This window comes from Pseudomonas sp. ZT5P21 (assembly GCF_054897785.1).
This window is the reverse complement of the sequence record NZ_CM142705.1, coordinates 4852646-4876459: the sequence shown is the minus strand read 5'-3', so window position 1 is coordinate 4876459 and position 23814 is coordinate 4852646. Positions and strand designations below refer to the sequence as shown.

General features: G+C 55.9%; 17 protein-coding genes, 2 tRNA genes and 3 rRNA genes. 18 read left to right on the top strand and 4 right to left on the bottom strand.

What is annotated here, in order from left to right; all coding sequences use genetic code 11:
- Positions 1–8 precede the first annotated feature (8 nt).
- Positions 9–854, top strand: a complete 846-nt coding sequence (locus ACYZT9_RS22660) for a ChaN family lipoprotein (RefSeq protein WP_462007502.1) — start codon at positions 9–11, stop codon at positions 852–854.
- 466 nt (positions 855–1320) lie between these two features.
- On the opposite strand, the gene ACYZT9_RS22655 is transcribed toward ACYZT9_RS22660, so the two are convergent.
- The 3 genes from ACYZT9_RS22655 to ACYZT9_RS22645 form a co-directional block, all read right to left on the bottom strand.
- On the bottom strand, positions 1321–1593 hold the full coding sequence (locus ACYZT9_RS22655; RefSeq protein ID WP_007971093.1) for a TfoX/Sxy family protein: 273 nt from the start codon (positions 1591–1593) through the stop codon (positions 1321–1323).
- 244 nt (positions 1594–1837) lie between these two features.
- Entirely contained in the window at positions 1838–2182 is a 345-nt protein-coding gene (locus ACYZT9_RS22650; protein WP_462007501.1) for a pentapeptide repeat-containing protein, read from the bottom strand.
- A gap of 90 nt (positions 2183–2272) precedes the next feature.
- Positions 2273–3829: a bifunctional aminoglycoside phosphotransferase/ATP-binding protein gene (locus ACYZT9_RS22645; RefSeq protein ID WP_462007500.1), complete on the bottom strand. Its 1557-nt coding sequence runs from the start codon at positions 3827–3829 to the stop codon at positions 2273–2275.
- Between the two features lie 117 nt (positions 3830–3946).
- Between ACYZT9_RS22645 and mrcB the strand changes: the two genes are divergently transcribed.
- From mrcB to ACYZT9_RS22630, 3 genes are read left to right on the top strand one after another with little or no spacing between them, the layout of a single operon-like run.
- Positions 3947–6271: a penicillin-binding protein 1B gene (gene mrcB, locus ACYZT9_RS22640; protein ID WP_462007499.1), complete on the top strand. Its 2325-nt coding sequence runs from the start codon at positions 3947–3949 to the stop codon at positions 6269–6271.
- A 16-nt stretch (positions 6272–6287) separates the two neighbouring features.
- Positions 6288–7022 (top strand): tetratricopeptide repeat protein, encoded by a 735-nt coding sequence (locus tag ACYZT9_RS22635; protein WP_462007498.1) that lies wholly within the window; start codon positions 6288–6290, stop codon positions 7020–7022.
- Positions 7022–7357: a YqcC family protein gene (locus tag ACYZT9_RS22630; RefSeq protein WP_462007497.1), complete on the top strand. Its 336-nt coding sequence runs from the start codon at positions 7022–7024 to the stop codon at positions 7355–7357. Before ACYZT9_RS22635 ends, ACYZT9_RS22630 begins: the two co-directional genes overlap by 1 nt.
- Positions 7358–7467: 110 nt before the next feature.
- Here ACYZT9_RS22630 and ACYZT9_RS22625 read toward each other — a convergent pair whose 3' ends face one another.
- Complete coding sequence (locus ACYZT9_RS22625; protein ID WP_462007496.1) at positions 7468–7887, bottom strand: DUF4124 domain-containing protein; 420 nt, start codon at positions 7885–7887, stop codon at positions 7468–7470.
- A 400-nt stretch (positions 7888–8287) separates the two neighbouring features.
- On the opposite strand from ACYZT9_RS22625, the gene ACYZT9_RS22620 reads away from it, so the two are divergent.
- The 14 genes from ACYZT9_RS22620 to ACYZT9_RS22555 all read left to right on the top strand — a co-directional run bounded on the left by ACYZT9_RS22620 (position 8288) and on the right by ACYZT9_RS22555 (position 23721).
- Entirely contained in the window at positions 8288–10012 is a 1725-nt protein-coding gene (locus ACYZT9_RS22620) for an acetolactate synthase 3 large subunit (RefSeq protein WP_462007495.1), read from the top strand.
- A gap of 2 nt (positions 10013–10014) precedes the next feature.
- Positions 10015–10506 (top strand): acetolactate synthase small subunit, encoded by a 492-nt coding sequence (gene ilvN, locus ACYZT9_RS22615; protein WP_462007494.1) that lies wholly within the window; start codon positions 10015–10017, stop codon positions 10504–10506.
- 48 nt (positions 10507–10554) lie between these two features.
- Positions 10555–11571, top strand: a complete 1017-nt coding sequence (ilvC, locus tag ACYZT9_RS22610; protein ID WP_462007493.1) for a ketol-acid reductoisomerase — start codon at positions 10555–10557, stop codon at positions 11569–11571.
- A gap of 144 nt (positions 11572–11715) precedes the next feature.
- Positions 11716–12570 (top strand): CDP-diacylglycerol--serine O-phosphatidyltransferase, encoded by an 855-nt coding sequence (gene pssA / locus ACYZT9_RS22605; protein ID WP_084323071.1) that lies wholly within the window; start codon positions 11716–11718, stop codon positions 12568–12570.
- A 58-nt stretch (positions 12571–12628) separates the two neighbouring features.
- A complete protein-coding gene (msrP, locus tag ACYZT9_RS22600; RefSeq protein WP_462007492.1) occupies positions 12629–13642 on the top strand; it encodes a protein-methionine-sulfoxide reductase catalytic subunit MsrP in 1014 nt (337 codons plus the stop codon).
- Positions 13642–14250 (top strand): protein-methionine-sulfoxide reductase heme-binding subunit MsrQ, encoded by a 609-nt coding sequence (msrQ, locus tag ACYZT9_RS22595; protein WP_462007491.1) that lies wholly within the window; start codon positions 13642–13644, stop codon positions 14248–14250. The genes msrP and msrQ overlap by 1 nt, the downstream gene beginning before the upstream one ends.
- Before the next feature lie 556 nt (positions 14251–14806).
- Positions 14807–16343 (top strand): 16S ribosomal RNA (locus tag ACYZT9_RS22590).
- 82 nt (positions 16344–16425) lie between these two features.
- A tRNA-Ile gene (locus ACYZT9_RS22585) sits at positions 16426–16502 on the top strand.
- A 28-nt stretch (positions 16503–16530) separates the two neighbouring features.
- Positions 16531–16606, top strand: a tRNA-Ala gene (locus tag ACYZT9_RS22580).
- A 236-nt stretch (positions 16607–16842) separates the two neighbouring features.
- Positions 16843–19734 (top strand): 23S ribosomal RNA (locus tag ACYZT9_RS22575).
- A 159-nt stretch (positions 19735–19893) separates the two neighbouring features.
- A 5S ribosomal RNA gene (gene rrf, locus ACYZT9_RS22570) occupies positions 19894–20009 on the top strand.
- Together the 16S, 23S and 5S rRNA genes with 2 tRNA genes alongside form the textbook arrangement of a ribosomal RNA operon.
- A gap of 146 nt (positions 20010–20155) precedes the next feature.
- On the top strand, positions 20156–20815 hold the full coding sequence (locus tag ACYZT9_RS22565; RefSeq protein ID WP_462007490.1) for a paraquat-inducible protein A: 660 nt from the start codon (positions 20156–20158) through the stop codon (positions 20813–20815).
- The gene (locus ACYZT9_RS22560) at positions 20802–21425 is read left to right on the top strand and encodes a paraquat-inducible protein A (RefSeq protein ID WP_462007489.1); all 624 of its coding nucleotides are present in this window, start codon (positions 20802–20804) and stop codon (positions 21423–21425) included. Before ACYZT9_RS22565 ends, ACYZT9_RS22560 begins: the two co-directional genes overlap by 14 nt.
- On the top strand, positions 21418–23721 hold the full coding sequence (locus ACYZT9_RS22555; RefSeq protein WP_462007488.1) for a PqiB family protein: 2304 nt from the start codon (positions 21418–21420) through the stop codon (positions 23719–23721). Before ACYZT9_RS22560 ends, ACYZT9_RS22555 begins: the two co-directional genes overlap by 8 nt.
- Positions 23722–23814 lie beyond the last annotated feature (93 nt).

The window sequence follows — 23814 nt, the reverse complement described above, 5'->3', positions numbered from 1 at the left end:
GTAAGTGCATGCGCGTCATGATGATTCTGGCTGTGCTGATGCTCAGTGCGTGCCAGCATGTTTCGGCGCCACCCCCGGTCGTCGGCGAGATTCGCGACTTGCGTAGCGGTCAGGCGCTGACGGCGCAGGAGCTGGTGCTGCGACTGGCCAAGCCTTCGCGTGTGATCGTGGGCGAGCAGCATGACAATCGCGATCACCATGAACTGCAACGCTGGTTGTTGCAGGTGCTGGGAGAGCGGCGCCCGCAAGGCAGTCTGCTGCTGGAAATGCTCACGCCGGATCAACAACTGCGCGTCGATAATGTTCGCCACTCCTCGACACTGCCCGCCGATCTGCCCGGTGCATTGGCTTGGGCGCCTGGCTGGGACTGGAATCTCTACGGCCCGATCGTCCGTTTCGCCCTGACCCAACCGTATCCGCTGCTGGCCGCCAATCTGGATACCGTCGAGGTGCGTGCTTTCTACGCCCAACCGCCGATGTTGAACGGTGCTCGCTCCAATACCGTACCGGTGAAGGCTGCATTATTGGCCGAGATCAGCGATTCCCATTGCGGTCTGCTACCCGCCTCGAAAATGCCGGCGATGCTCGTGGTCCAGCAGCAACGTGACCGACGTATGGCTGAGCGATTGCTGGCGGCACCCACGCCTGCCTTGCTGTTTGCAGGCGCTTATCACGCGCGCAAGGATGTGGGTGTGCCGATTCACGTTTTTGATCTGGGGGAACCCGGGGCGCCAACGGTATTGATGCTGGCGCAGCAGGGCAGTGAGGTCACGGCGGCGATGGCCGACTATGTCTGGTACACACCTGCCACGCCGGCGCCGGATTACTGCGCAGAGATGCGGCGAAAACCCTAAGGAAAGGCAATTGTGAACAGGTGGAGGGCTTTAAACCAATCTCGTGTAGGACCCGGTTTGCTGGCGAAGCGGTGGGTCAGTCAATAAATGATTGACTGAACGAACGCCTTCGCCAGCAAGCCGGCTCCTACAGACAGGCAAAAAAAGACCCGGCAAGAGCCGGGTCAAATAACCGTGATTAGCCTGATGAGGAGATATCTGAGAGTCCGAACCAAGGGCTTTTCAAATATCGACCAGTCTCGCGACCAGTTGTGATAATAATAGCGATTCTCATTACCAAGTCAACCGCTGATTCCTCATGTGTTTGAAACTCATCTGTCAGGTCGTTGACCGCTGCAAATTCCAGCACCGGGCCGCAAGGCGACAACCGCTCCAACAGTCGGGCGGGAATGTTCTGCAATCGGTTGATCAATGCGTCGGCGTATGCCGATCGTTCCCCAAGTAAGTACATGACAGCGGTGCCCGTTCAATTCTTGTGACGGGACGAGATAGCTTCCAGTTGTTTATTCAGGGCTTCCTTGCGCTCGGCAGGAATGTCGTTCCAGTGCACGTCCATCAAGGCACCCTCGATCGCATACAACAATACCTTGGATGCCCGAAACCCGCGTGTGCGCACGGCCCGATAAGCATCCACCGCCCCCAGGCGACGCAAGTCCGAGGCGCTGTGGATGCCCACTGCATGCAGCCATTGCGCCGACGTCTTGCCAAGATTCTTCAGGTGCTGCAGTTCATCATTCATCAAGCCTCCTTGCGACGGCCGAACGGTGCGTGGGCGAGCTTCTGAGGAGTGTAGCCATCAGTAGGAAAAGCGTGTTTGTTTGGTCGGTTTCGGAGCAAATGCTTCTAAGAGACAAACCCGATGAGCGGTGTAAAAGTGCGCGAACGCGTTAGGAACTGGCGGGAGGGAGTTGGGTTTTTGTGCTGAAAATGCCCACAGTCCAGCGCAAGGCGGGGCGCCGGACAGTGTCAGTTATCGGTCGTTTTTAACGGGTGCGATAACGCAGGCGCGTGCCGAAATTCATCGACATCAGGATTTCGTCGGCACTCAGCTCGGGCGGAAAGTAGGCGCCGGAGATCTGCGCGTGGGCCAGGCTGGCCCCTTCAAGTCTGGAACGAGTGAAGTCGATACCGCGCAAGTCGGCGGAACGGAAATAGGCATTGGTAAAGTCGACGCCGTCAGCATTCAGCTCACGCAGGTCCAGACCCCGGAAATCACCACCGACCATGTCGATAGGTCCGTCTTTTGGACGCTCGTTGTTGAAACCTGTGATGTCGTCTTTGTGCAGCAAGGCATAAAGCGGGGTATCGAGAAGTTTGGGCTGGCTCATGTCACATCACCTGTTGGTTTTATGACGCCAGTATAGTGCCACTATTTGACAGCCGTGAAGCCGGCAAGGGCTTCACGGCTGAAATACTTTTTACAGCCCTGGCAAGCGTTGGCGAATTTGCGCAACGACGGTGTCGAGGGTTCCGCTTTCATTGGTCTGAACGCGTTTGCTGCACAGAATTTCCTCGGGCGTCAGGTCTTCCCGATTGGCTTGCTGAGCGGCGATAACGGCCAGGTTTGCGTCGGACGGATCCTTTTTGTCTACCTGGCGCAGTGCCAGCCAGCTTTCGATCACCGCTTGTGGTGCGTTGCAATCAAGGATCAGGAACGGCGCGCCCGTGGCTTCAGCGATTTTTGCCGCGCCGTCGCGCTGTTCGCGTTTGAGGTAGGTGGCATCTACCACCACCGGGAAGCCGGCACGCAGGATCACGGCGGCGATTTCATGCAGGCGGGTGTAGGTCGCGGTGCTGGCGTCGGCGCTATAAATGCCGGCTTGAGGATCGTTCGCGACGGTTTGCTCGCCGAACAGGCGTTTGCGTTCTACATCGGAGCGCAAGCGAATGGCGCCCAGCGCTTCCACCAGACGCATGGCCACATGACTTTTACCGACAGCGGAAACGCCGTGAGTGATGGCCATGAAGCGCGAAGGAATGGTGCTGTAGCTTTCCGCCAGGTTGGCGTAGTTGCGGTACTGGCGCAGGGTAGTGGCGCGCTGCACCGGGTCGGCTTCGGCCGGCATGCTGAACAGACTGACTTTGGCGCGAACCAGCGCACGGTAGGCTTTATAGAAATTCAGCAGTTCCAGGCCTTGGTAATCGCCGGTCAACTCCAGGTATTGGCTGATGAAGCGACGGGCCAGGCTTTTCAAGCCGCGGTCTTCAAGGTCCATTGCCAGGAAACCGGTGTCGGCATAGACGTCGGTGAAGCGGAACGGCTCGTTGAACTCGATGCAGTCGAAGATCACGACCTTGCCATCGATCACGGTGGCGTTGCCCAGGTGGATGTCGCCGTGGCACTCGCGGATGAACCCCTCGGCCTTACGCTGGGCAAACAGTGGCTTGAGGCGCTCGAAGCTGCTTTCGGCCCAGGCTTGCAGGGCGTCGAGTTGCAGCAGGTCAGCCTTGTCACTCAGGAACGGGCGGATCTGTTCAAAATTCTGCCGCACCGGCGCCATGACGCTGTCCGGGCTGCCGGCGTCGTGTTCGGCAGGTACTTTTGGCGCGGTGAGGTGGAATTGAGCAATCTGCGCGGCCATCTCGTCGATGTGCGCAGTGGTCAATTCGCCGTTGGCCTGCAGCGTGCTGAGCAACTGGCTTTGTGGGAACTGACGCATTTTCAGGGCGTAATCGACGATCGGGCCGTCGCCACCCAGTTGTGGCGCTTCGGCGCTGCCGGTGATCGGCAACACTTCGAGATACAAATTATGGGTCAGGCGCTGGTTCAAGCGCAGCTCTTCACCGCAGAAGTGCTCACGTGCATCGACGCTGGTGAAGTCGAGGAAGCCGAAATTGACCGGTTTCTTCACCTTATAAGCGAAGGGGCCTGTGAGAATGACCCAGGAGATGTGGGTTTCGATGACCTGGAACCCGTCTACCGGATGCGGGTAAAGGGCCGGGTTTTGCAGGGCGGCGATCAGGGACTGGCTCACAGGCATTCCTTCAGAGTCTGGGAAAATTCACGGCCGCCATTATGGCCGCAAGTCCGCCTGACGCAAACCTCGGCGGGCTTCTGTTGAGGATGAACAAAGTGCGTATAATCCCGCGCCATGACTCGTACTCGATCCCCCCGCACCCCCAAAAAACCACCTTCCAGAGGCCTGAGCCCCTGGCTGGGCTGGGCCATTAAACTCAGCTTGGTCGGCCTTGTCGTGCTCGCCGGATTCGCGGTTTACCTCGACGCTATCGTCCAGGAGAAGTTCTCCGGCAAGCGCTGGACCATTCCGGCCAAGGTGTATGCGCGCCCGCTCGAGCTGTTCACCGGTCAGAAGCTGAGCAAGGATGACTTCCTCACCGAGCTCGATGCCTTGGGCTATCGTCGCGAAAGCGTCAGCAACGGACCCGGCGCGGCGGCGGTCAACGGCAATACCGTCGACTTGAATACCCGTGGCTTCCAGTTTTATGAGGGCCTGGAGAAAGCCCAGCCCGTTCGTGTACGTTTTTCTGGTGACTATGTGGCCGAGCTTTCGGCGACCAACGGTTCGAAGCTGTCTGTGGTGCGGTTGGAGCCACTGCTGATCGGCGGGATCTACCCGAAAAACCTCGAAGACCGGATTCTGATCAAGCTTGATCAGGTCCCGCCGTATCTGCTGGAAACCCTGGTCGCTGTGGAAGACCGGGACTTCTATAGCCACTGGGGCGTGTCGCCGAAGTCGATTGTTCGCGCCGTCTGGGTTAACACCTCTGGCGGCAAGATGACCCAGGGCGGTAGTACGCTGACACAACAGCTGGTCAAGAATTTCTACCTGACCAGCGAGCGCAGCCTGACGCGCAAACTCACCGAAGCCATGATGGCGATGTTGCTGGAGCTGCATTACGACAAACGGGAAATTCTTGAGGCTTACCTCAATGAAGTGTTTGTCGGTCAGGATGGCCAGCGAGCGGTGCACGGTTTCGGTCTGGCCAGCCAATTCTTCTTCGGGCAGCCGTTGTCCGAGTTGAAACTGCATCAAGTTGCCATGTTGGTGGGCATGGTCAAGGGGCCGTCCTATTACAACCCGCGTCGCAACCCGGAGCGGGCGCTCGAGCGACGCAATCTGGTGCTCGATGTGCTTGAGCAACAAGGCGTCGCCACCGCCGAGCAGGTCGCTGCTGCAAAGAAAATGCCGCTGGGTGTGACGACGCGTGGCAAGTTGGCCGACAGCTCGTTCCCTGGTTTTATCGACCTGGTTAAACGTCAGCTGCGCGAAGACTACCGCGATGAAGACTTGACCGAAGAAGGCCTGCGGATCTTCACCAGTTTCGATCCTATCTTGCAGATGAAAGCGGAAGCGTCGGTCAACGATACGTTCAAGCGTTTGTCCGGACGCAAAGGCTCCGATGATGTCGAGGCTGCGATGGTCGTGACCAACCCGGAAACCGGTGAGGTCCAGGCCATGATCGGCAGTCGTCAGGCGAGCTTCGCCGGTTTCAACCGGGCGCTGGATGCTGTCCGACCGATCGGCTCGTTGATCAAACCGGCGGTTTATCTGACAGCCCTTGAGAAACCGAGTCAGTACACGTTGACCAGTTGGCTGTCGGACGAATCCTTCTCGGTCAAAGGAGCGGACGGTCAGGTCTGGAAACCGCAGAATTATGATCGCCGTTCCCATGGCACGGTTTTCCTTTACCAAGGCCTGGCGCATTCCTACAACCTGTCGACCGCGCGTCTCGGGTTGGCGGTGGGCGTGCCCAATGTCTTGAAGACCCTGGCTCGCCTGGGTGTGAGTCGCGAGTTTCCGGCATTCCCTTCGATGCTGCTGGGTGCTGGCGGCATGACCCCGATCGAAGTGGCGACGATGTACCAGACCCTCGCCAACGGTGGGTTCAATACGCCGATGCGCGGGATTCGTAGCGTACTGACGGCCGAAGGCGAGCCGCTCAAACGGTACCCGTTCCAGATTCAGCAGCGTTTCGATCCGGCTTCTATTTACCTGATCCAGAGCGCCATGCAGCGGGTCATGCGTGAAGGCACCGCCAGTTCGGTTTACAACGTGTTGCCGAAAACCCTGACACTGGCCGGCAAGACCGGTACCAGTAACGATTCGCGTGACAGCTGGTTCGCCGGTTTTAGCCAGGACTTGCTGGCGGTGGTGTGGCTGGGTCGCGACGACAACGGCAAGACACCGTTTACCGGTGCCACCGGCGCGTTGCAGGTTTGGACCAGCTTCATGCGCAAGGCCGATCCGTTGCCGCTGGACATGCCGCAGCCGGACAATGTGGTTCAGGCCTGGGTCGATTCCCATACGGGTCAAGGCTCCGATGCCAACTGCCCAGGCGCCGTGCAGATGCCGTATATTCGAGGCAGCGAACCGCCTCCCGGCGCCGCTTGCGGTGGCGAAAGCCCTGTTTCCGGCGAAAAGGTGATGGATTGGGTCAAGGGCTGGATGAATTAAGCAAAGAGGGCTTCAAGTGAACAAGTGGTTGATTCCAGCGGTGACCGCCGTGGCTCTGCTCAGCGGGTGTTCAAGCGTACAGCGCGGTTCGATCCCGGTTGTGGATTCCGGCAGCGCCGTTTCCAACAGTGAACGGGTTTCGGCAAATGGCGGTTATCGTCAGACGACAGTAAAGCGTCCTGTGCAATCCCAGACCCAGGCGATTCCGCAAGGTGATACCGGCGTCGTCGTGATGGTGCCGGGTGGCGGTGCAGTTGCATCGGCACCGATCAGCACGTCGCCGATAACCCCAGGGCCGATTACTCCGGGTCCGATCGACACTTCGCCGGTTCAGTCGGCGCCAATCAATCAGGGCAGCTACAGCATGCCGTCGACGCCGAGCGGGATTCCTTCGTCGAGCGCCGGTGGTCTGTCCGCCGACGAACAACTGGACGGCCCGGTGTTGGCTTTGCTGACCACCGCTCAGCAGCAACAGGCCGGTGGTGACCTTAACGGTGCCTCTTCCAGTCTCGAGCGCGCTCAACGTGTCGCGCCGCGTGAGCCGCAAGTGCTTTATCGTCTGGCTCAGGTGCGCATGGCTCAAGGCGATGCCGCACAAGCCGAGCAGTTCGCCCGTCGTGGGCTGACGTTCGCCAATGGTCGACCTGCGCTTCAGGCCAGTCTGTGGGAATTGATCGCGCAAGCTCGTGAGAAACAGAGTGATTCCGCTGGTGCTGCACTGGCCCGTCAGAAGGCCAAGGTTTCGTCGTGATGGACGCACGTTTTCCGAAAATTGCCGAGCAGTTGCTGTTGATCGAGCGTGAGCTGCGCGTTCAGGGATGGTGGGATGATGTTTCGCCCTCCGCCGAGGCGTTGTCCAGTGTCGAGCCCTTTTCGGTCGATACGCTGGATTTCGAGCAATGGCTGCAATGGATTTTCCTGCCGCGCATGAAAACAATTCTGGAGCAGGATTTGCCACTGCCCAATGCCTCGGGCATTCAGGAGATGGCCGAAATGGTCTTCGCTGCCCGCAATGTTCAGGGCAAGGATCGGCAGTTGCAGGTACTGCTCAAAGAGTTCGACCTGCTGATCACCGCCTCTCGCTGACCACGATATTCTGTAGGAGCAGAGGTTGCTCGCGAAAGCGGCCTAACATTCAACAGGTATGTTGACTGATACACCGCTTTCGCGAGCAAGCTCTGCCCCTACTCAGGTATCTACTGGCAGTTCTCGGCGATCTGTCGCTGTGATTCGGTGATGCGATCCTGACGTTGTTCGTCATTCAGGCGGCGCATCTCTCCGTCAACTTCCTCACGCAATCGTGGGTTGTTCTGCAGTTGAGCCAGGTTCGTCCGGGCCTGCTCGCAGAACTTCTTCAACTGAGCTTCCTGCTCGGCGACCTGCTTTTTCACTGACTTGTCGATGGCCTGTTGATCGCCAATGGCACTGTTGCGGGGCAGCGGCGTCGGCTTGCTCACCGAGGAGGGGGTGACGACGGTCGTGGTTTTCCGCCCTTGGGGCGGTTGCGCATCGAAGTGGGTGACACCCTGTTCATCGACCCATGTGTAAATCTGCGCGGCCATGGACACAGGGCTGATGCCAATCAGCAGGCTGGCGGCCAGGAAAAACGTTCGCATGCCATTTCCTTGTATTGGGTTGCGCAATTGAAGCTAACACAGTTGCTGATTCGCGGTTTTTTCTTGCTTTCTCATGTGCTTACTTCAATAAAGCACATTGACGACTTGACTTGCAGGGGACGAAACAGAAGAATCCAAAGTCCGCTGTAGAGGGACTGCCAGAAGCAGACCCACTCGGCAGATCATGAGGCGCACATCCGCGCCGACCTGTTACACCCGCAACGCGTTACCTCGCGCTGGGTGGGAAAGGCCCGCAACACTTGGGACGATCCCAATACTTGCTCAGTCAGTGCTGACGTAGTCGGCGACCACCGTCGCTCATGCTCTGCCGAGAAGTAAACCTATTAAGACCCGTCCTCTTTCATGTGGGCGGTATTCTGGCGTTTTAGAGGTGAACAACGTGGAGCTTTTATCTGGCGGTGAGATGCTCGTCCGCTTTTTGCGTGACGAAGGCGTCAAATATATCTACGGGTACCCGGGTGGTGCTCTTCTTCATGTCTACGATGCCCTGTTCAAAGAACCGGAAGTGACCCACATCCTGGTTCGTCACGAGCAGGCTGCGACCCATATGGCTGACGGCTATGCCCGTGCCACCGGTAAAGCCGGCGTGGTACTGGTGACTTCCGGCCCGGGCGCAACCAACGCCATCACCGGTATTGCCACGGCTTATATGGACTCCATTCCGATGGTGGTCATTTCCGGCCAGGTGCCGAGCACCATGGTAGGCACCGATGCTTTCCAGGAAACCGACATGATCGGTATCTCCCGGCCGATCGTGAAGCACAGCTTCATGATCAAGCACGCCTCGGAAATCCCGGAAGTCATGAAGAAAGCGTTCTACCTGGCGCAATCCGGTCGTCCTGGTCCGGTCGTTGTCGATATCCCGAAAGACATGACCAATCCGGCCGAAAAGTTCGAATACATTTTCCCGAAAAAAGCCAAGCTGCGTTCCTACAGCCCGGCCGTTCGCGGCCACTCCGGGCAAATCCGCAAGGCAGCAGAAATGCTCCTGGCGGCCAAGCGTCCTGTGATGTACGCAGGCGGTGGCGTGATTCTCGGGGGTGGCTCCGCGCCGCTGACCGAGTTGGCGAAGATGCTCAATCTGCCAGTGACCAATACCCTGATGGGTCTGGGTGCCTACCCTGGCACCGATCGTCAGTTCATCGGCATGCTCGGGATGCACGGCAGCTACACCGCTAACCTGGCGATGCACCATGCTGACGTGATCCTCGCAGTCGGCGCACGTTTCGATGACCGTGTGATCAACGGCCCGGCGAAGTTCTGTCCGAATGCCAAGATCATTCACATCGATATCGACCCGGCTTCGATCTCCAAGACCATCAAGGCTGACGTGCCTATCGTTGGTCCGGTGGAGAGTGTCCTGACCGAAATGGTGGCGATCCTCAAGGAAATCGGTGAGACCCCGAACAAGGAGTCCGTTGCCAGTTGGTGGAAGCAGGTTGATGAATGGCGCGGTGATCGCGGACTTTTCCCTTATGACAAGGGCGACGGCAGCGTCATCAAGCCGCAGACCGTGATCGAAACCCTGTGCGAAGTGACCAAGGGCGATGCCTTTGTCGCCTCCGACGTGGGCCAGCACCAAATGTTCGCGGCGCAGTACTACAAGTTCAACAAGCCGAACCGCTGGATCAACTCCGGTGGGCTGGGCACCATGGGCTTCGGTTTCCCGGCGGCCATGGGCATCAAGTTGAGCTTTCCGGACGCTGATGTCGCCTGCGTAACGGGCGAGGGCAGTATCCAGATGAACATTCAGGAACTGTCGACCTGCCTGCAGTACGGTTTGCCGGTAAAAATCGTCATCCTGAACAACGGTGTTCTGGGTATGGTTCGTCAATGGCAGGACATGAGTTACGGCAGCCGTCATTCGCATTCCTACATGGAGTCGCTGCCTGACTTCGTCAAACTCGCAGAAGCTTACGGTCACGTCGGCGTGCGCATCACCGATTCGAAAGATTTGAAGTCGAAGATGGAAGAAGCGTTCGCCATGAAAGATCGTCTGGTGATCATCGATGTTTCGGTTGATACCAGCGAGCACGTCTACCCGATGCAGATCAAAGACGGCTCCATGCGCGATATGTGGTTGAGCAAGACGGAGCGTACTTAATCATGCGACACATTATTTCCTTGCTTCTGGAAAACGAACCTGGCGCTCTGTCTCGTGTAGTCGGCCTGTTCTCACAGCGCAACTACAACATCGAAAGTCTGACGGTGGCGCCTACAGAGGACCCGACTCTGTCGCGTCTGACGCTGACCACGGTGGGCCACGATGAGATCATCGAGCAGATCACCAAGAACCTGAACAAGCTTATCGAAGTGGTCAAACTGGTCGACCTGTCGGAAAGTGCTCACATCGAGCGCGAACTGATGCTGGTCAAGGTCAAGGCCACCGGTGCCCAGCGTGCCGAGATCAAGCGCACCACCGATATTTACCGTGGGCAGATCGTCGATGTCAGCGCCAGCGTGTATACCGTTCAATTGACCGGTACCAGCGACAAGCTCGACAGCTTCCTTCAGTCCATAGGCACCGCGTCGATTCTGGAAACCGTCCGCAGCGGCGTAACCGGTATCGCTCGCGGCGACAAAGTACTCAGCATCTAAACCAAATTAGCGAACGGCCTGAACGGCCTGGATATATAGGGGAATTTCATGAAAGTTTATTACGAAAAAGACTGCGACCTGTCGATCATCCAGGGCAAGAAAGTTGCCATCATCGGTTACGGTTCCCAGGGCCATGCTCAAGCGTGCAACCTGAAAGACTCCGGCGTTGACGTTACCGTTGGTCTGCGCAAAGGTTCGGCGACTGTTGCCAAAGCCGAAGCCCATGGCCTTAAAGTGACCGACGTTGCTTCCGCTGTTGCGGCTGCCGACCTGGTCATGATCCTGACTCCGGACGAGTTCCAGTCTGCCCTGTACAAAAACGAAATCGAGCCGAACATCAAGAAAGGCGCCACCCTGGCGTTCTCCCACGGCTTCGCAATCCACTACAACCAGGTTGTACCGCGCGCTGACCTCGACGTGATCATGATCGCGCCGAAAGCACCGGGTCACACCGTGCGTTCCGAGTTCGTCAAGGGCGGCGGTATCCCTGACCTGATCGCTATCTATCAGGATGCTTCCGGCAACGCCAAAAACGTTGCGCTGTCCTACGCTGCAGGCGTTGGCGGTGGTCGTACCGGCATCATCGAAACCACCTTCAAGGACGAAACCGAAACCGACTTGTTCGGCGAGCAAGCCGTTCTGTGCGGCGGTACCGTTGAACTGGTGAAAGCCGGTTTCGAAACCCTGGTTGAAGCTGGCTACGCGCCGGAAATGGCCTACTTCGAATGCCTGCACGAACTGAAACTGATCGTTGACCTCATGTACGAAGGCGGTATCGCCAACATGAACTACTCGATCTCCAACAACGCTGAATATGGCGAGTACGTGACCGGCCCGGAAGTGATCAACGCCGAATCCCGTCAAGCCATGCGCAACGCCCTGAAACGTATTCAGGACGGCGAATACGCCAAGATGTTCATCAGCGAAGGCGCAACCGGCTATCCTTCTATGACTGCAAAGCGTCGTAACAACGCCGCTCACGGTATTGAAATCATCGGCGAGCAACTGCGCTCCATGATGCCGTGGATCGGTGCCAACAAGATCGTCGACAAAGAAAAAAACTAAGTCGCACACTTGTACGGAAAACGCGGCCTGGGCCGCGTTTTTTCGTTTGGGGAGCCGGTTCTGGTATAAAGCTGCATCGTTTGCGGCCGAACCGTCGTCCCAGACACCTGTCGAAACTTTCCACCCCGTTGCAAGGTAATGTCCATGAGCGAACGTCCCGAAGAGCCAAACCAGGCTTCTGACGCCGAAAGCCTTCTGCCCATCGATGAGCACATCGAAGAAGGGCATGACGCTGAAGGTCGTAAAGTCCGGCATCGTGGTATCTATCTTCTGCCGAATCTTTTCACCACCGCAAACCTGTTCGCAGGGTTCTACTCCATCATCAATTCGATGAGTGCCCAGAGCGCCTTGAGTGCCGGTGATGCCATTGGCGCGAGCAAATATTTTGCATTTGCCGCGATTGCCATTTTCGTTGCCATGGTGCTCGACGGCCTCGATGGTCGCGTTGCGCGGATGACCAACACCCAAAGCGCCTTCGGTGCCGAGTACGACTCGCTCTCGGATATGGTCGCCTTCGGTGTCGCGCCGGCATTGCTGGCATTTGGCTGGGCCTTGGGTGATATGGGCAAGGTTGGCTGGATGGTCGCCTTCATTTATGTCGCTGGCGCTGCGTTGCGTCTGGCGCGTTTCAACACCCAAGTGGGCACCGCCGACAAGCGCTACTTCATCGGCCTGGCCAGTCCTGCTGCAGCGGGTGTGGTTGCAGGCATTGTCTGGGCATTCAGTGATTACGGCATCCAGGGTTCCAAGATGTCTTTCCTGGTAGCGCTAATGGTCGCGGCTGCCGGCATGCTGATGGTCAGCAACATCAAGTACAACAGCTTCAAGGAGCTGGACCTGAAAGGGCGGGTGCCTTTCGTGGCGATCCTTGCTGTCGTGCTGGTGTTCGCCGTCGTATTCAGTGATCCGCCGCGCATCCTGCTGCTGGTTTTCCTCGCCTACGCAGCATCCGGTCCGATTCAATATCTGTTACGTCTTCGTCGGCACAAAAACACGTAATTTCCCTCATACTCCGCAGTCTATTGGTGCATCAGTCCTCCAATGCTGCGGAGTTGCCATGCTGATCAAAGTCCCTAAGACGTCCGACTGCCATGAGTCGGACGTTACGCCTGAATCCCTCTATCTATCTCGTCGAAATGTGCTGGGTGCTGCCGTTGCCGGTTTGGCTGTGAGCAGCTTGCCGGCCTGGGTCAGTGCGGACGATGCCGTGCGTTATCCGGCTGTCGAGCCTGGCAAGGCGCCTTCCTGGTTTGCCGAGAAACTTCCTTCTATCAAGTGGGGGGCGGTCAACGTCAAGGATGAAGCGATCACGCCATTCAAGGACGCGACCCACTACAACAACTTCTATGAGTTCGGCACCGATAAAGGTGATCCGGCGGCCAATGCAGGCGCGCTGAAAACCGAACCCTGGAGCGTGGTGGTGGACGGGGAGGTGAGTAAGCCAGGGCGATACGCGCTAGAGGACTTCATGAAGCCTTATCAGTTGGAGGAGCGCATCTATCGTCTTCGTTGTGTGGAGGCCTGGTCCATGGTCATTCCATGGATCGGATTTCCCGTCTCTGCGTTGCTCAATGCCGTTGAACCAACCACTAAAGCAAAGTTTATTCGCTTCGAAACACTGCAGGATCCGAAGACTATGCCGGGGCAGCGCTCTGGTTTTGCCCTGATCGATTGGCCTTATGTAGAAGGGCTGCGTCTGGATGAGGCAATGAATCCGTTGGCGATTCTTGCTGTGGGCATGTATGGGCGGGAGTTGCCCAATCAGAACGGCGCGCCTCTGCGTTTGGTGGTGCCGTGGAAGTACGGCTTCAAGAGCATCAAGTCCATCGTTCGAATCAGTCTGGTCAGCGAACAGCCGAAAACCACCTGGCAGAGCATTGCTGCGGACGAGTACGGCTTCTATGCCAACGTGAACCCGACAGTCGATCATCCGCGCTGGACACAGGCTCGGGAGCGGCGTTTGCCGAGTGGTCTGTTCAAACCCAATGTTCGCGACACTCAGATGTTCAACGGCTATTCGGATGAAGTCGCTTCTTTGTATGCAGGGCTGGATCTGCGGAAGAACTACTGATGCGATATCCGTTGTGGCGCGTCTGTGTCTTTATCGCGGCGGCGGTATGGCCGTTCCTTTGGCTCTATCAGGCTTGGGCGGATGTGCTGGGGCCAGACCCGGGCAAAGTGCTGGTTGATCGGTTGGGGCTGGGGACACTTGTGCTGCTGCTTATTACGTTAAGCATGACGCCTTTGCAGAAACTCACCGGTTGGTCGGGTTGGATTGCCGTCCGACGGCAGCTGGGTTTGTGGTGTTTCGCCTACGTGGTTTTGCATTCGAGCGGTTACATGGCGTTCATTCTGGGTTTCGATTGGTCCCAGCTGGGTGTCGAGTTGCGCAAGCGTCCGTACATTATTGTCGGTGCGTTGGGATTCCTGTGTTTATTGGTGTTGGCGTTGACCTCCAATCGTTACAGTCAGCGACGTTTGGGGGCTCGCTGGAAGAAGCTGCATCGACTGGCTTACGTTGTGCTGGGTCTTGGATTGCTACATATGCTGTGGGTCGTACGTGCCGATCTCAAGGAGTGGGCGGTCTATGCCTTTATAGGGGGGCTGCTGTTATTGCTCCGGCTACCTTCTGTTACCCGTCGAATCCCACGTTTAAGAGCTAAAAAGTCATCTTCTTGAAGAAAAGCCAAATCAGGGGTTGACGGCAGATTCTGGAAGTCTATAATTCGCCCCACTTCCGGCGCAGTCGAAACGGAAAACTCCTTGGTAAACAAAGAGTTACGCAGTTTTCGGCAGCGAGTTGCTTCAGCTCATCGAAGCCCAGAAGGAGTTGGTAAGGCAGTGTGTTTTCGCCTTATTGACGTTTCGATCCCCTCGGTCGAAAGCGGAGAAAAAGAGGTGTTGACAGCAGCGAACAACGCTGTAGAATTCGCCTCCCGCTAACGAGAGATCGGAAGCGCAAGTGGTTGAAGTTGCAAAGGAAACTTTGAAAACTTCTGAAAATAACCGCTTGACAGATACAGAGGACGCTGTAGAATGCGCGCCTCGGTTGAGACGAAAGATCTTAACCAACCGCTCTTTAACAACTGAATCAAGCAATTCGTGTGGGTGCTTGTGGAGTCAGACTGATAGTCAACAAGATTATCAGCATCACAAGTTACTCCGCGAGAAATCAAAGATGTAACCAACGATTGCTGAGCCAAGTTTAGGGTTTCTTAAAAACCCAAAGATGTTTGAACTGAAGAGTTTGATCATGGCTCAGATTGAACGCTGGCGGCAGGCCTAACACATGCAAGTCGAGCGGTAGAGAGAAGCTTGCTTCTCTTGAGAGCGGCGGACGGGTGAGTAATGCCTAGGAATCTGCCTGGTAGTGGGGGATAACGCTCGGAAACGGACGCTAATACCGCATACGTCCTACGGGAGAAAGCAGGGGACCTTCGGGCCTTGCGCTATCAGATGAGCCTAGGTCGGATTAGCTAGTTGGTGAGGTAATGGCTCACCAAGGCGACGATCCGTAACTGGTCTGAGAGGATGATCAGTCACACTGGAACTGAGACACGGTCCAGACTCCTACGGGAGGCAGCAGTGGGGAATATTGGACAATGGGCGAAAGCCTGATCCAGCCATGCCGCGTGTGTGAAGAAGGTCTTCGGATTGTAAAGCACTTTAAGTTGGGAGGAAGGGCAGTAAATTAATACTTTGCTGTTTTGACGTTACCGACAGAATAAGCACCGGCTAACTCTGTGCCAGCAGCCGCGGTAATACAGAGGGTGCAAGCGTTAATCGGAATTACTGGGCGTAAAGCGCGCGTAGGTGGTTCGTTAAGTTGGATGTGAAATCCCCGGGCTCAACCTGGGAACTGCATTCAAAACTGACGAGCTAGAGTATGGTAGAGGGTGGTGGAATTTCCTGTGTAGCGGTGAAATGCGTAGATATAGGAAGGAACACCAGTGGCGAAGGCGACCACCTGGACTAATACTGACACTGAGGTGCGAAAGCGTGGGGAGCAAACAGGATTAGATACCCTGGTAGTCCACGCCGTAAACGATGTCAACTAGCCGTTGGGAGCCTTGAGCTCTTAGTGGCGCAGCTAACGCATTAAGTTGACCGCCTGGGGAGTACGGCCGCAAGGTTAAAACTCAAATGAATTGACGGGGGCCCGCACAAGCGGTGGAGCATGTGGTTTAATTCGAAGCAACGCGAAGAACCTTACCAGGCCTTGACATCCAATGAACTTTCCAGAGATGGATGGGTGCCTTCGGGAACATTGAGACAGGTGCTGCATGGCTGTCGTCAGCTCGTGTCGTGAGATGTTGGGTTAAGTCCCGTAACGAGCGCAACCCTTGTCCTTAGTTACCAGCACGTGATGGTGGGCACTCTAAGGAGACTGCCGGTGACAAACCGGAGGAAGGTGGGGATGACGTCAAGTCATCATGGCCCTTACGGCCTGGGCTACACACGTGCTACAATGGTCGGTACAGAGGGTTGCCAAGCCGCGAGGTGGAGCTAATCCCAGAAAACCGATCGTAGTCCGGATCGCAGTCTGCAACTCGACTGCGTGAAGTCGGAATCGCTAGTAATCGCGAATCAGAATGTCGCGGTGAATACGTTCCCGGGCCTTGTACACACCGCCCGTCACACCATGGGAGTGGGTTGCACCAGAAGTAGCTAGTCTAACCTTCGGGAGGACGGTTACCACGGTGTGATTCATGACTGGGGTGAAGTCGTAACAAGGTAGCCGTAGGGGAACCTGCGGCTGGATCACCTCCTTAATCGACGACATCAGCTGCTCCATAAGTTCCCACACGAATTGCTTGATTCATTGAAGAAGACGATAAGAAGCAGCCCGAAATTGGGTCTGTAGCTCAGTTGGTTAGAGCGCACCCCTGATAAGGGTGAGGTCGGCAGTTCGAATCTGCCCAGACCCACCAATTTTTGTGTGGGAACCTGTAGCAATACGGGGCCATAGCTCAGCTGGGAGAGCGCCTGCCTTGCACGCAGGAGGTCAACGGTTCGATCCCGTTTGGCTCCACCACTACTGCTTCTGTTTGTTGAAAGCTTAGAAATGAGCATTCCATTGTGATGATGGTGAATGTTGATTTCTAGTCTTTGGCTAGATCGTTCTTTAAAAATTTGGGTATGTGATAGAAAGATAGACTGGACGTTACTTTCACTGGTAACGGATCAGGCTAAGGTAAAATTTGTGAGTTTAATCGCGAATTTTCGGCGAATGTCGTCTTCACAGTATAACCAGATTGCTTGGGGTTATATGGTCAAGTGAAGAAGCGCATACGGTGGATGCCTTGGCAGTCAGAGGCGATGAAAGACGTGGTAGCCTGCGAAAAGCTTCGGGGAGTCGGCAAACAGACTTTGATCCGGAGATGTCTGAATGGGGGAACCCACCTAACACAAGTTAGGTATCTTAAGCTGAATACATAGGCTTAAGAAGCGAACCAGGGGAACTGAAACATCTAAGTACCCTGAGGAAAAGAAATCAACCGAGATTCCCTTAGTAGTGGCGAGCGAACGGGGACTAGCCCTTAAGTGGCTTTGAGATTAGCGGAACGCTCTGGAAAGTGCGGCCATAGTGGGTGATAGCCCTGTACGCGAAAATCTCTTGGTCATGAAATCGAGTAGGACGGAGCACGAGAAACTTTGTCTGAATATGGGGGGACCATCCTCCAAGGCTAAATACTACTGACTGACCGATAGTGAACTAGTACCGTGAGGGAAAGGCGAAAAGAACCCCGGAGAGGGGAGTGAAATAGATCCTGAAACCGTATGCGTACAAGCAGTGGGAGCCCACTTTGTTGGGTGACTGCGTACCTTTTGTATAATGGGTCAGCGACTTATTTTCAGTGGCGAGCTTAACCGAATAGGGGAGGCGTAGCGAAAGCGAGTCTTAATAGGGCGTCTAGTCGCTGGGAATAGACCCGAAACCGGGCGATCTATCCATGGGCAGGTTGAAGGTTGGGTAACACTAACTGGAGGACCGAACCGACTACCGTTGAAAAGTTAGCGGATGACCTGTGGATCGGAGTGAAAGGCTAATCAAGCTCGGAGATAGCTGGTTCTCCTCGAAAGCTATTTAGGTAGCGCCTCATGTATCACTGTAGGGGGTAGAGCACTGTTTCGGCTAGGGGGTCATCCCGACTTACCAAACCGATGCAAACTCCGAATACCTACAAGTGCCGAGCATGGGAGACACACGGCGGGTGCTAACGTCCGTCGTGAAAAGGGAAACAACCCAGACCGTCAGCTAAGGTCCCAAAGTTATGGTTAAGTGGGAAACGATGTGGGAAGGCTTAGACAGCTAGGAGGTTGGCTTAGAAGCAGCCACCCTTTAAAGAAAGCGTAATAGCTCACTAGTCGAGTCGGCCTGCGCGGAAGATGTAACGGGGCTCAAACCATACACCGAAGCTACGGGTATCACTTAGGTGATGCGGTAGAGGAGCGTTCTGTAAGCCTGTGAAGGTGAGTTGAGAAGCTTGCTGGAGGTATCAGAAGTGCGAATGCTGACATGAGTAACGACAATGGGTGTGAAAAACACCCACGCCGAAAGACCAAGGTTTCCTGCGCAACGTTAATCGACGCAGGGTTAGTCGGTCCCTAAGGCGAGGCTGAAAAGCGTAGTCGATGGAAAACAGGTTAATATTCCTGTACTTCTGGTTATTGCGATGGAGGGACGGAGAAGGCTAGGCCAGCTTGGCGTTGGTTGTCCAAGTTTAAGGTGGTAGGCTGGACTCTTAGGTAAATCCGGGGGTCTAAGGCCGAGAGCTGATGACGAGTTACCCTTTGGGTGACGAAGTGGTTGATGCCATGCTTCCAAGAAAAGCTTCTAAGCTTCAGGTAACCAGGAACCGTACCCCAAACCGACACAGGTGGTTGGGTAGAGAATACCAAGGCGCTTGAGAGAACTCGGGTGAAGGAACTAGGCAAAATGGCACCGTAACTTCGGGAGAAGGTGCGCCGGTGAGGGTGAAGCATTTACTGCGTAAGCCCATGCCGGTCGAAGATACCAGGCCGCTGCGACTGTTTATTAAAAACACAGCACTCTGCAAACACGAAAGTGGACGTATAGGGTGTGACGCCTGCCCGGTGCCGGAAGGTTAATTGATGGGGTTAGCTAACGCGAAGCTCTTGATCGAAGCCCCGGTAAACGGCGGCCGTAACTATAACGGTCCTAAGGTAGCGAAATTCCTTGTCGGGTAAGTTCCGACCTGCACGAATGGCGTAACGATGGCGGCGCTGTCTCCACCCGAGACTCAGTGAAATTGAAATCGCTGTGAAGATGCAGTGTATCCGCGGCTAGACGGAAAGACCCCGTGAACCTTTACTATAGCTTTGCACTGGACTTTGAATTTGCTTGTGTAGGATAGGTGGGAGGCTTTGAAGCGTGGACGCCAGTTCGCGTGGAGCCAACCTTGAAATACCACCCTGGCAACTTTGAGGTTCTAACTCAGGTCCGTTATCCGGATCGAGGACAGTGTATGGTGGGTAGTTTGACTGGGGCGGTCTCCTCCTAAAGAGTAACGGAGGAGTACGAAGGTGCGCTCAGACCGGTCGGAAATCGGTCGTAGAGTATAAAGGCAAAAGCGCGCTTGACTGCGAGACAGACACGTCGAGCAGGTACGAAAGTAGGTCTTAGTGATCCGGTGGTTCTGTATGGAAGGGCCATCGCTCAACGGATAAAAGGTACTCCGGGGATAACAGGCTGATACCGCCCAAGAGTTCATATCGACGGCGGTGTTTGGCACCTCGATGTCGGCTCATCACATCCTGGGGCTGAAGCCGGTCCCAAGGGTATGGCTGTTCGCCATTTAAAGTGGTACGCGAGCTGGGTTTAGAACGTCGTGAGACAGTTCGGTCCCTATCTGCCGTGGACGTTTGAGATTTGAGAGGGGCTGCTCCTAGTACGAGAGGACCGGAGTGGACGAACCTCTGGTGTTCCGGTTGTCACGCCAGTGGCATTGCCGGGTAGCTATGTTCGGAATAGATAACCGCTGAAAGCATCTAAGCGGGAAACTAGCCTCAAGATGAGATCTCACTGGGACCTTGAGTCCCCTGAAGGGCCGTCGAAGACTACGACGTTGATAGGTTGGGTGTGTAAGCGCTGTGAGGCGTTGAGCTAACCAATACTAATTGCCCGTGAGGCTTGACCATATAACACCCAAGCAATTTGTGAACTCGAAAGAGGCCAGATTGCGGTGTGTGAAGACGACACGAACCGAAAGTTCGAGAGACTCGCAAAACACCAAACTATCGCATACCCATTCGCTGGAGCGTGAACCTGCAAAGGCCCACGACCTGGCTACCGAATTTCTTGACGACCATAGAGCATTGGAACCACCTGATCCCATCCCGAACTCAGCAGTGAAACGATGCATCGCCGATGGTAGTGTGGGGTTTCCCCATGTGAGAGTAGGTCATCGTCAAGATTAAATTCCGAAACCCCAATTGCGAAAGCAGTTGGGGTTTTGTTTTGCCCGGAATAAAAGCCATATTCGGTCCAACACAAATTTGCACAGTTATTTTCGAGTCATAACACTAGAATAGGTCCATCTTTTCGGAGTAAGAGCCTGCTATGCCGGATCCGGTTGACGCCTCAAGGCTGTCAGAATTACCGCTGGATGACTTGGTTGCCTGTCATGAGTGCGACTTGCTGATGCGTAAGCCCAAGCTCGCCCATGGCGAGAAAGCCCTGTGTCCGCGCTGCGGCTACGAGCTCTACGCGCATCGGCACAATGTTGTGCAACGCAGTCTTGCTTTGGTCATTGCAGCGCTGTTGTTATACATCCCGGCGAACTTTTTACCCATCATGCAGCTCAATCTACTCGGGCAGTCGTCACAAGACACTGTCTGGACCGGCGTTGTCGGCCTGTTCGATACCGGGATGCAAGGTGTTTCGGTCATCGTGTTTTTGTGCAGCATGGGAATCCCACTACTCAAGCTGCTCTGCCAGCTGGCCGTGCTGCTGAGTATTCGTTTTGATATCGGCCGTAGCTACGGTCTGCTGCTCTATCGGATTTATCACCATCTACGAGATTGGGGGATGCTAGAGGTCTACCTCATGGGCGTTCTGGTGGCGATCGTCAAACTGGCAGATATGGCAGCAATGACTGTCGGTCTCGGACTGGCGTGTTTTATCGGTTTGTTGTTGGTTCAGGTCTGGCTGGAGGTGGTGATGTCACCTCATCAGATCTGGCAGGCTTTATCAGGAGAGGATGCCCATGCGGGCGATTGATGCAGGCATTCTGATTTGTACCGAATGCCACGAGTTGAACAAGCAGGACGCTGACAGCGACGAGCAGGTCTGCACCCGCTGTGGTGCGCTGGTTCATGCCCGCCGACCGAATAGTCTCGTTCGTACCTGGGCGTTGCTGGTCACGGCGGCGATTCTCTACATTCCGGCCAACGTGCTACCCATTATGACGGTCAGCTCTCTCGGCCAGGGCGATCCCAGCACCATCATGTCCGGTGTGATCCAACTGGTTCAACACGGCATGATTCCAATCGCCGCCGTGGTTTTTATCGCCAGTATTGTGGTGCCTACGTTCAAGCTCGTGGGCATCGCATTGCTACTGTTTTCAGTGCAGCGCCGCCAGCCGCTTTCGGCACGCCAACGCATTTGGATGTACCGCTTTATCGAGTTCATCGGCCGTTGGTCGATGCTCGATATTTTTGTGATTGCCATTCTCGTAGCGGTCGTGAATTTTGGACGGCTTGCCAGCGTCGAAGCCAATCTTGGCGCTATCGCTTTTGCCAGTGTGGTGATTCTGACGATGCTTGCCGCAGTAACTTTCGATCCCCGACTGATTTGGGATAACACGGAGTCGGACGACGACCATGACTGATTTGCCTACAGCGAAAACCCGACCGGCCTCGAACTGGTCCGCCATTTGGGTGTTGCCCCTGATCGCGCTGATCATTGGCGGCTGGCTCGGCTGGCGTGCCTACACCGAAACCGGCATTGAGATTCAGGTGCGTTTCGAAAGTGGTGAGGGCATCCAGGCCAACAAGACTGAAGTCGTTTACAAAGGCATGTCGGTCGGCAAGGTGAAAACCCTCAAGCTCGACGACGAAGGCACCTCCAAAGGAGTGATTGCCACCGTCGAGATGAATAAGGACGTGGAGCAATATCTGCGTACCAGCACGCGCTTCTGGCTCGTCAAACCGAGTGTGACCCTGGCCGGTATCACGGGCCTGGAAACCCTCGTCTCCGGGAACTATGTTGCGATCAGTCCGGGAGAAGGTGAGCCTACGCGCAAGTTCAAGGCGTTGGCCGAAGAGCCGCCGCTGTCTGACGCCCAGCCCGGCCTGCACCTGACCATCAAGGCTGACCGCCTCGGCTCGCTGAACCGCGGCAGTCCGGTGTTCTACAAGCAGATCAGGGTCGGTCAGATCAAAAGCTATCTGTTGTCCGAGGACCAAAGCACCGTTGAGCTCAAGGTGTTCATCGAGCCCACCTACGCCAAACTGGTGCGCAAACACACGCGTTTCTGGAATGCCAGCGGCATCAGCATCGACGCTAACCTGTCCGGCGTGAAAGTGCGCAGCGAATCCCTGGCCAGCATCGTTGCCGGCGGTATCGCGTTTGCCACGCCGGAAAACCGCAAGGACAGCCCGCCCACCGATCCGAGCCTGCCGTTCCGCCTCTACGAAGATTTTGATGCGGCGGCGGCCGGCATTCGAGTCAAGGTCAAACTCAGCGATTTCGAAGGTCTGCAGGCCGGTCGCACGCCGGTGATGTACAAAGGCATTCAGGTTGGCAATCTGAAAGCGCTCAAGGTCGATCCTGATCTGTCCGCTGCTACTGCCGAATTGACCCTTGATCCACTGGCCGAAGATTATCTGGTCGAGGGCACTCAGTTCTGGGTGGTCAAACCGTCGATCTCCCTCGCGGGTATCACGGGGCTCGAGGCGCTGGTCAAAGGTAACTACATCGCCGTGCGTCCTGGCGATAAAGGTGCCGCCCCGCAGCGCGAGTTTGTGGCGCGGGCCAAGGCGCCGCCGCTGGACCTGCGATCACCGGGCTTGCACCTGGTTTTGTTCACCGAAAACCTCGGTTCGCTGGAAGTGGGCAGTCCCATTCTCTACAAGCAGGTCAAGGTCGGTTCGGTCCAAAGCTATCAGTTCTCACGCAAAAGAAAGCAGTTGGTGATCGGCGTGCATATCGAGAAGGAATACGAAGGGCTGGTTAACGCCTCGACCCGTTTCTGGAACGCCAGTGGTATTACGCTCACGGGTGGACTGACCGGTGGAATCCAGGTCAAAAGTGAATCGCTGCAAAGCTTGATGGCCGGCGGTATCGCTTTCGAAACTCCACAAACCAATGCGCCATTGCAAAAACGCATTCCACGTTTCCGTCTGTTCGCCAGTCATGAAGAGGCCAACCAGAAAGGCGCCGTGGTCACGATCAAGGTCGATCGCGCTGATGGCTTGCGTAGCGGCACTCCCGTGAGATTCAAAGGCCTGGATGTCGGCAAGATTGAAGACGTCGACCTCAGCGATGACCTGCAATCGGTGCTGCTCACCGCGCGGATCACCGAAGTGCCGGAGCGCATTGCCCGGGTAGGCAGTCAGTTCTGGGTGGTCAAACCCGAGTTGGGTCTGATCAAAACCTCGAACCTCGAAACCCTGGTGACTGGCCAGTACATCGAAGTGCAGCCAGCAGCGAAGAACCTTGGCCCGCAGAAAAACTTCGTGGCACTGGCCAATCCGCCGGAAGCCGTCAAACAGGAAGCCGGTTTAAGCCTGGTTCTGAGCGCCGCTCGCCGTGGATCGTTGAAAACCGGTGTGCCGGTGACGTATCGCGAGGTTACCGTGGGTAAGGTGACGGGTTATGAACTGGGCCAGACGGCTGACCGTGTATTGGTGCACATTCTGATCGAACCCAAGTACGCGCCATTGGTGCGCAGTGGCACACGTTTCTGGAACACCAGCGGTTTTGGTTTCGACTACGGTTTGTTCAAAGGTGCGACGGTGCGCACCGAATCGCTGGAGACGCTGATTCAGGGTGGCATCGCTTTCGCCACCCCGGATGGTGATCGAATGGGTAATCCGGCGCGACCGGAGCAAACCTTTCCATTGTTCGACAAGTTTGAAGATGAATGGCTGACCTGGGCGCCGAAGATATCGCTAGGTAAATAGTCTATTGGCGTCAGGGATGACGCTTTCGCGAGCAAGCCCGCTCCCACAGGAAATGGCGGTGTACACAGAATCTGTGATCAACCGAGAACCCTG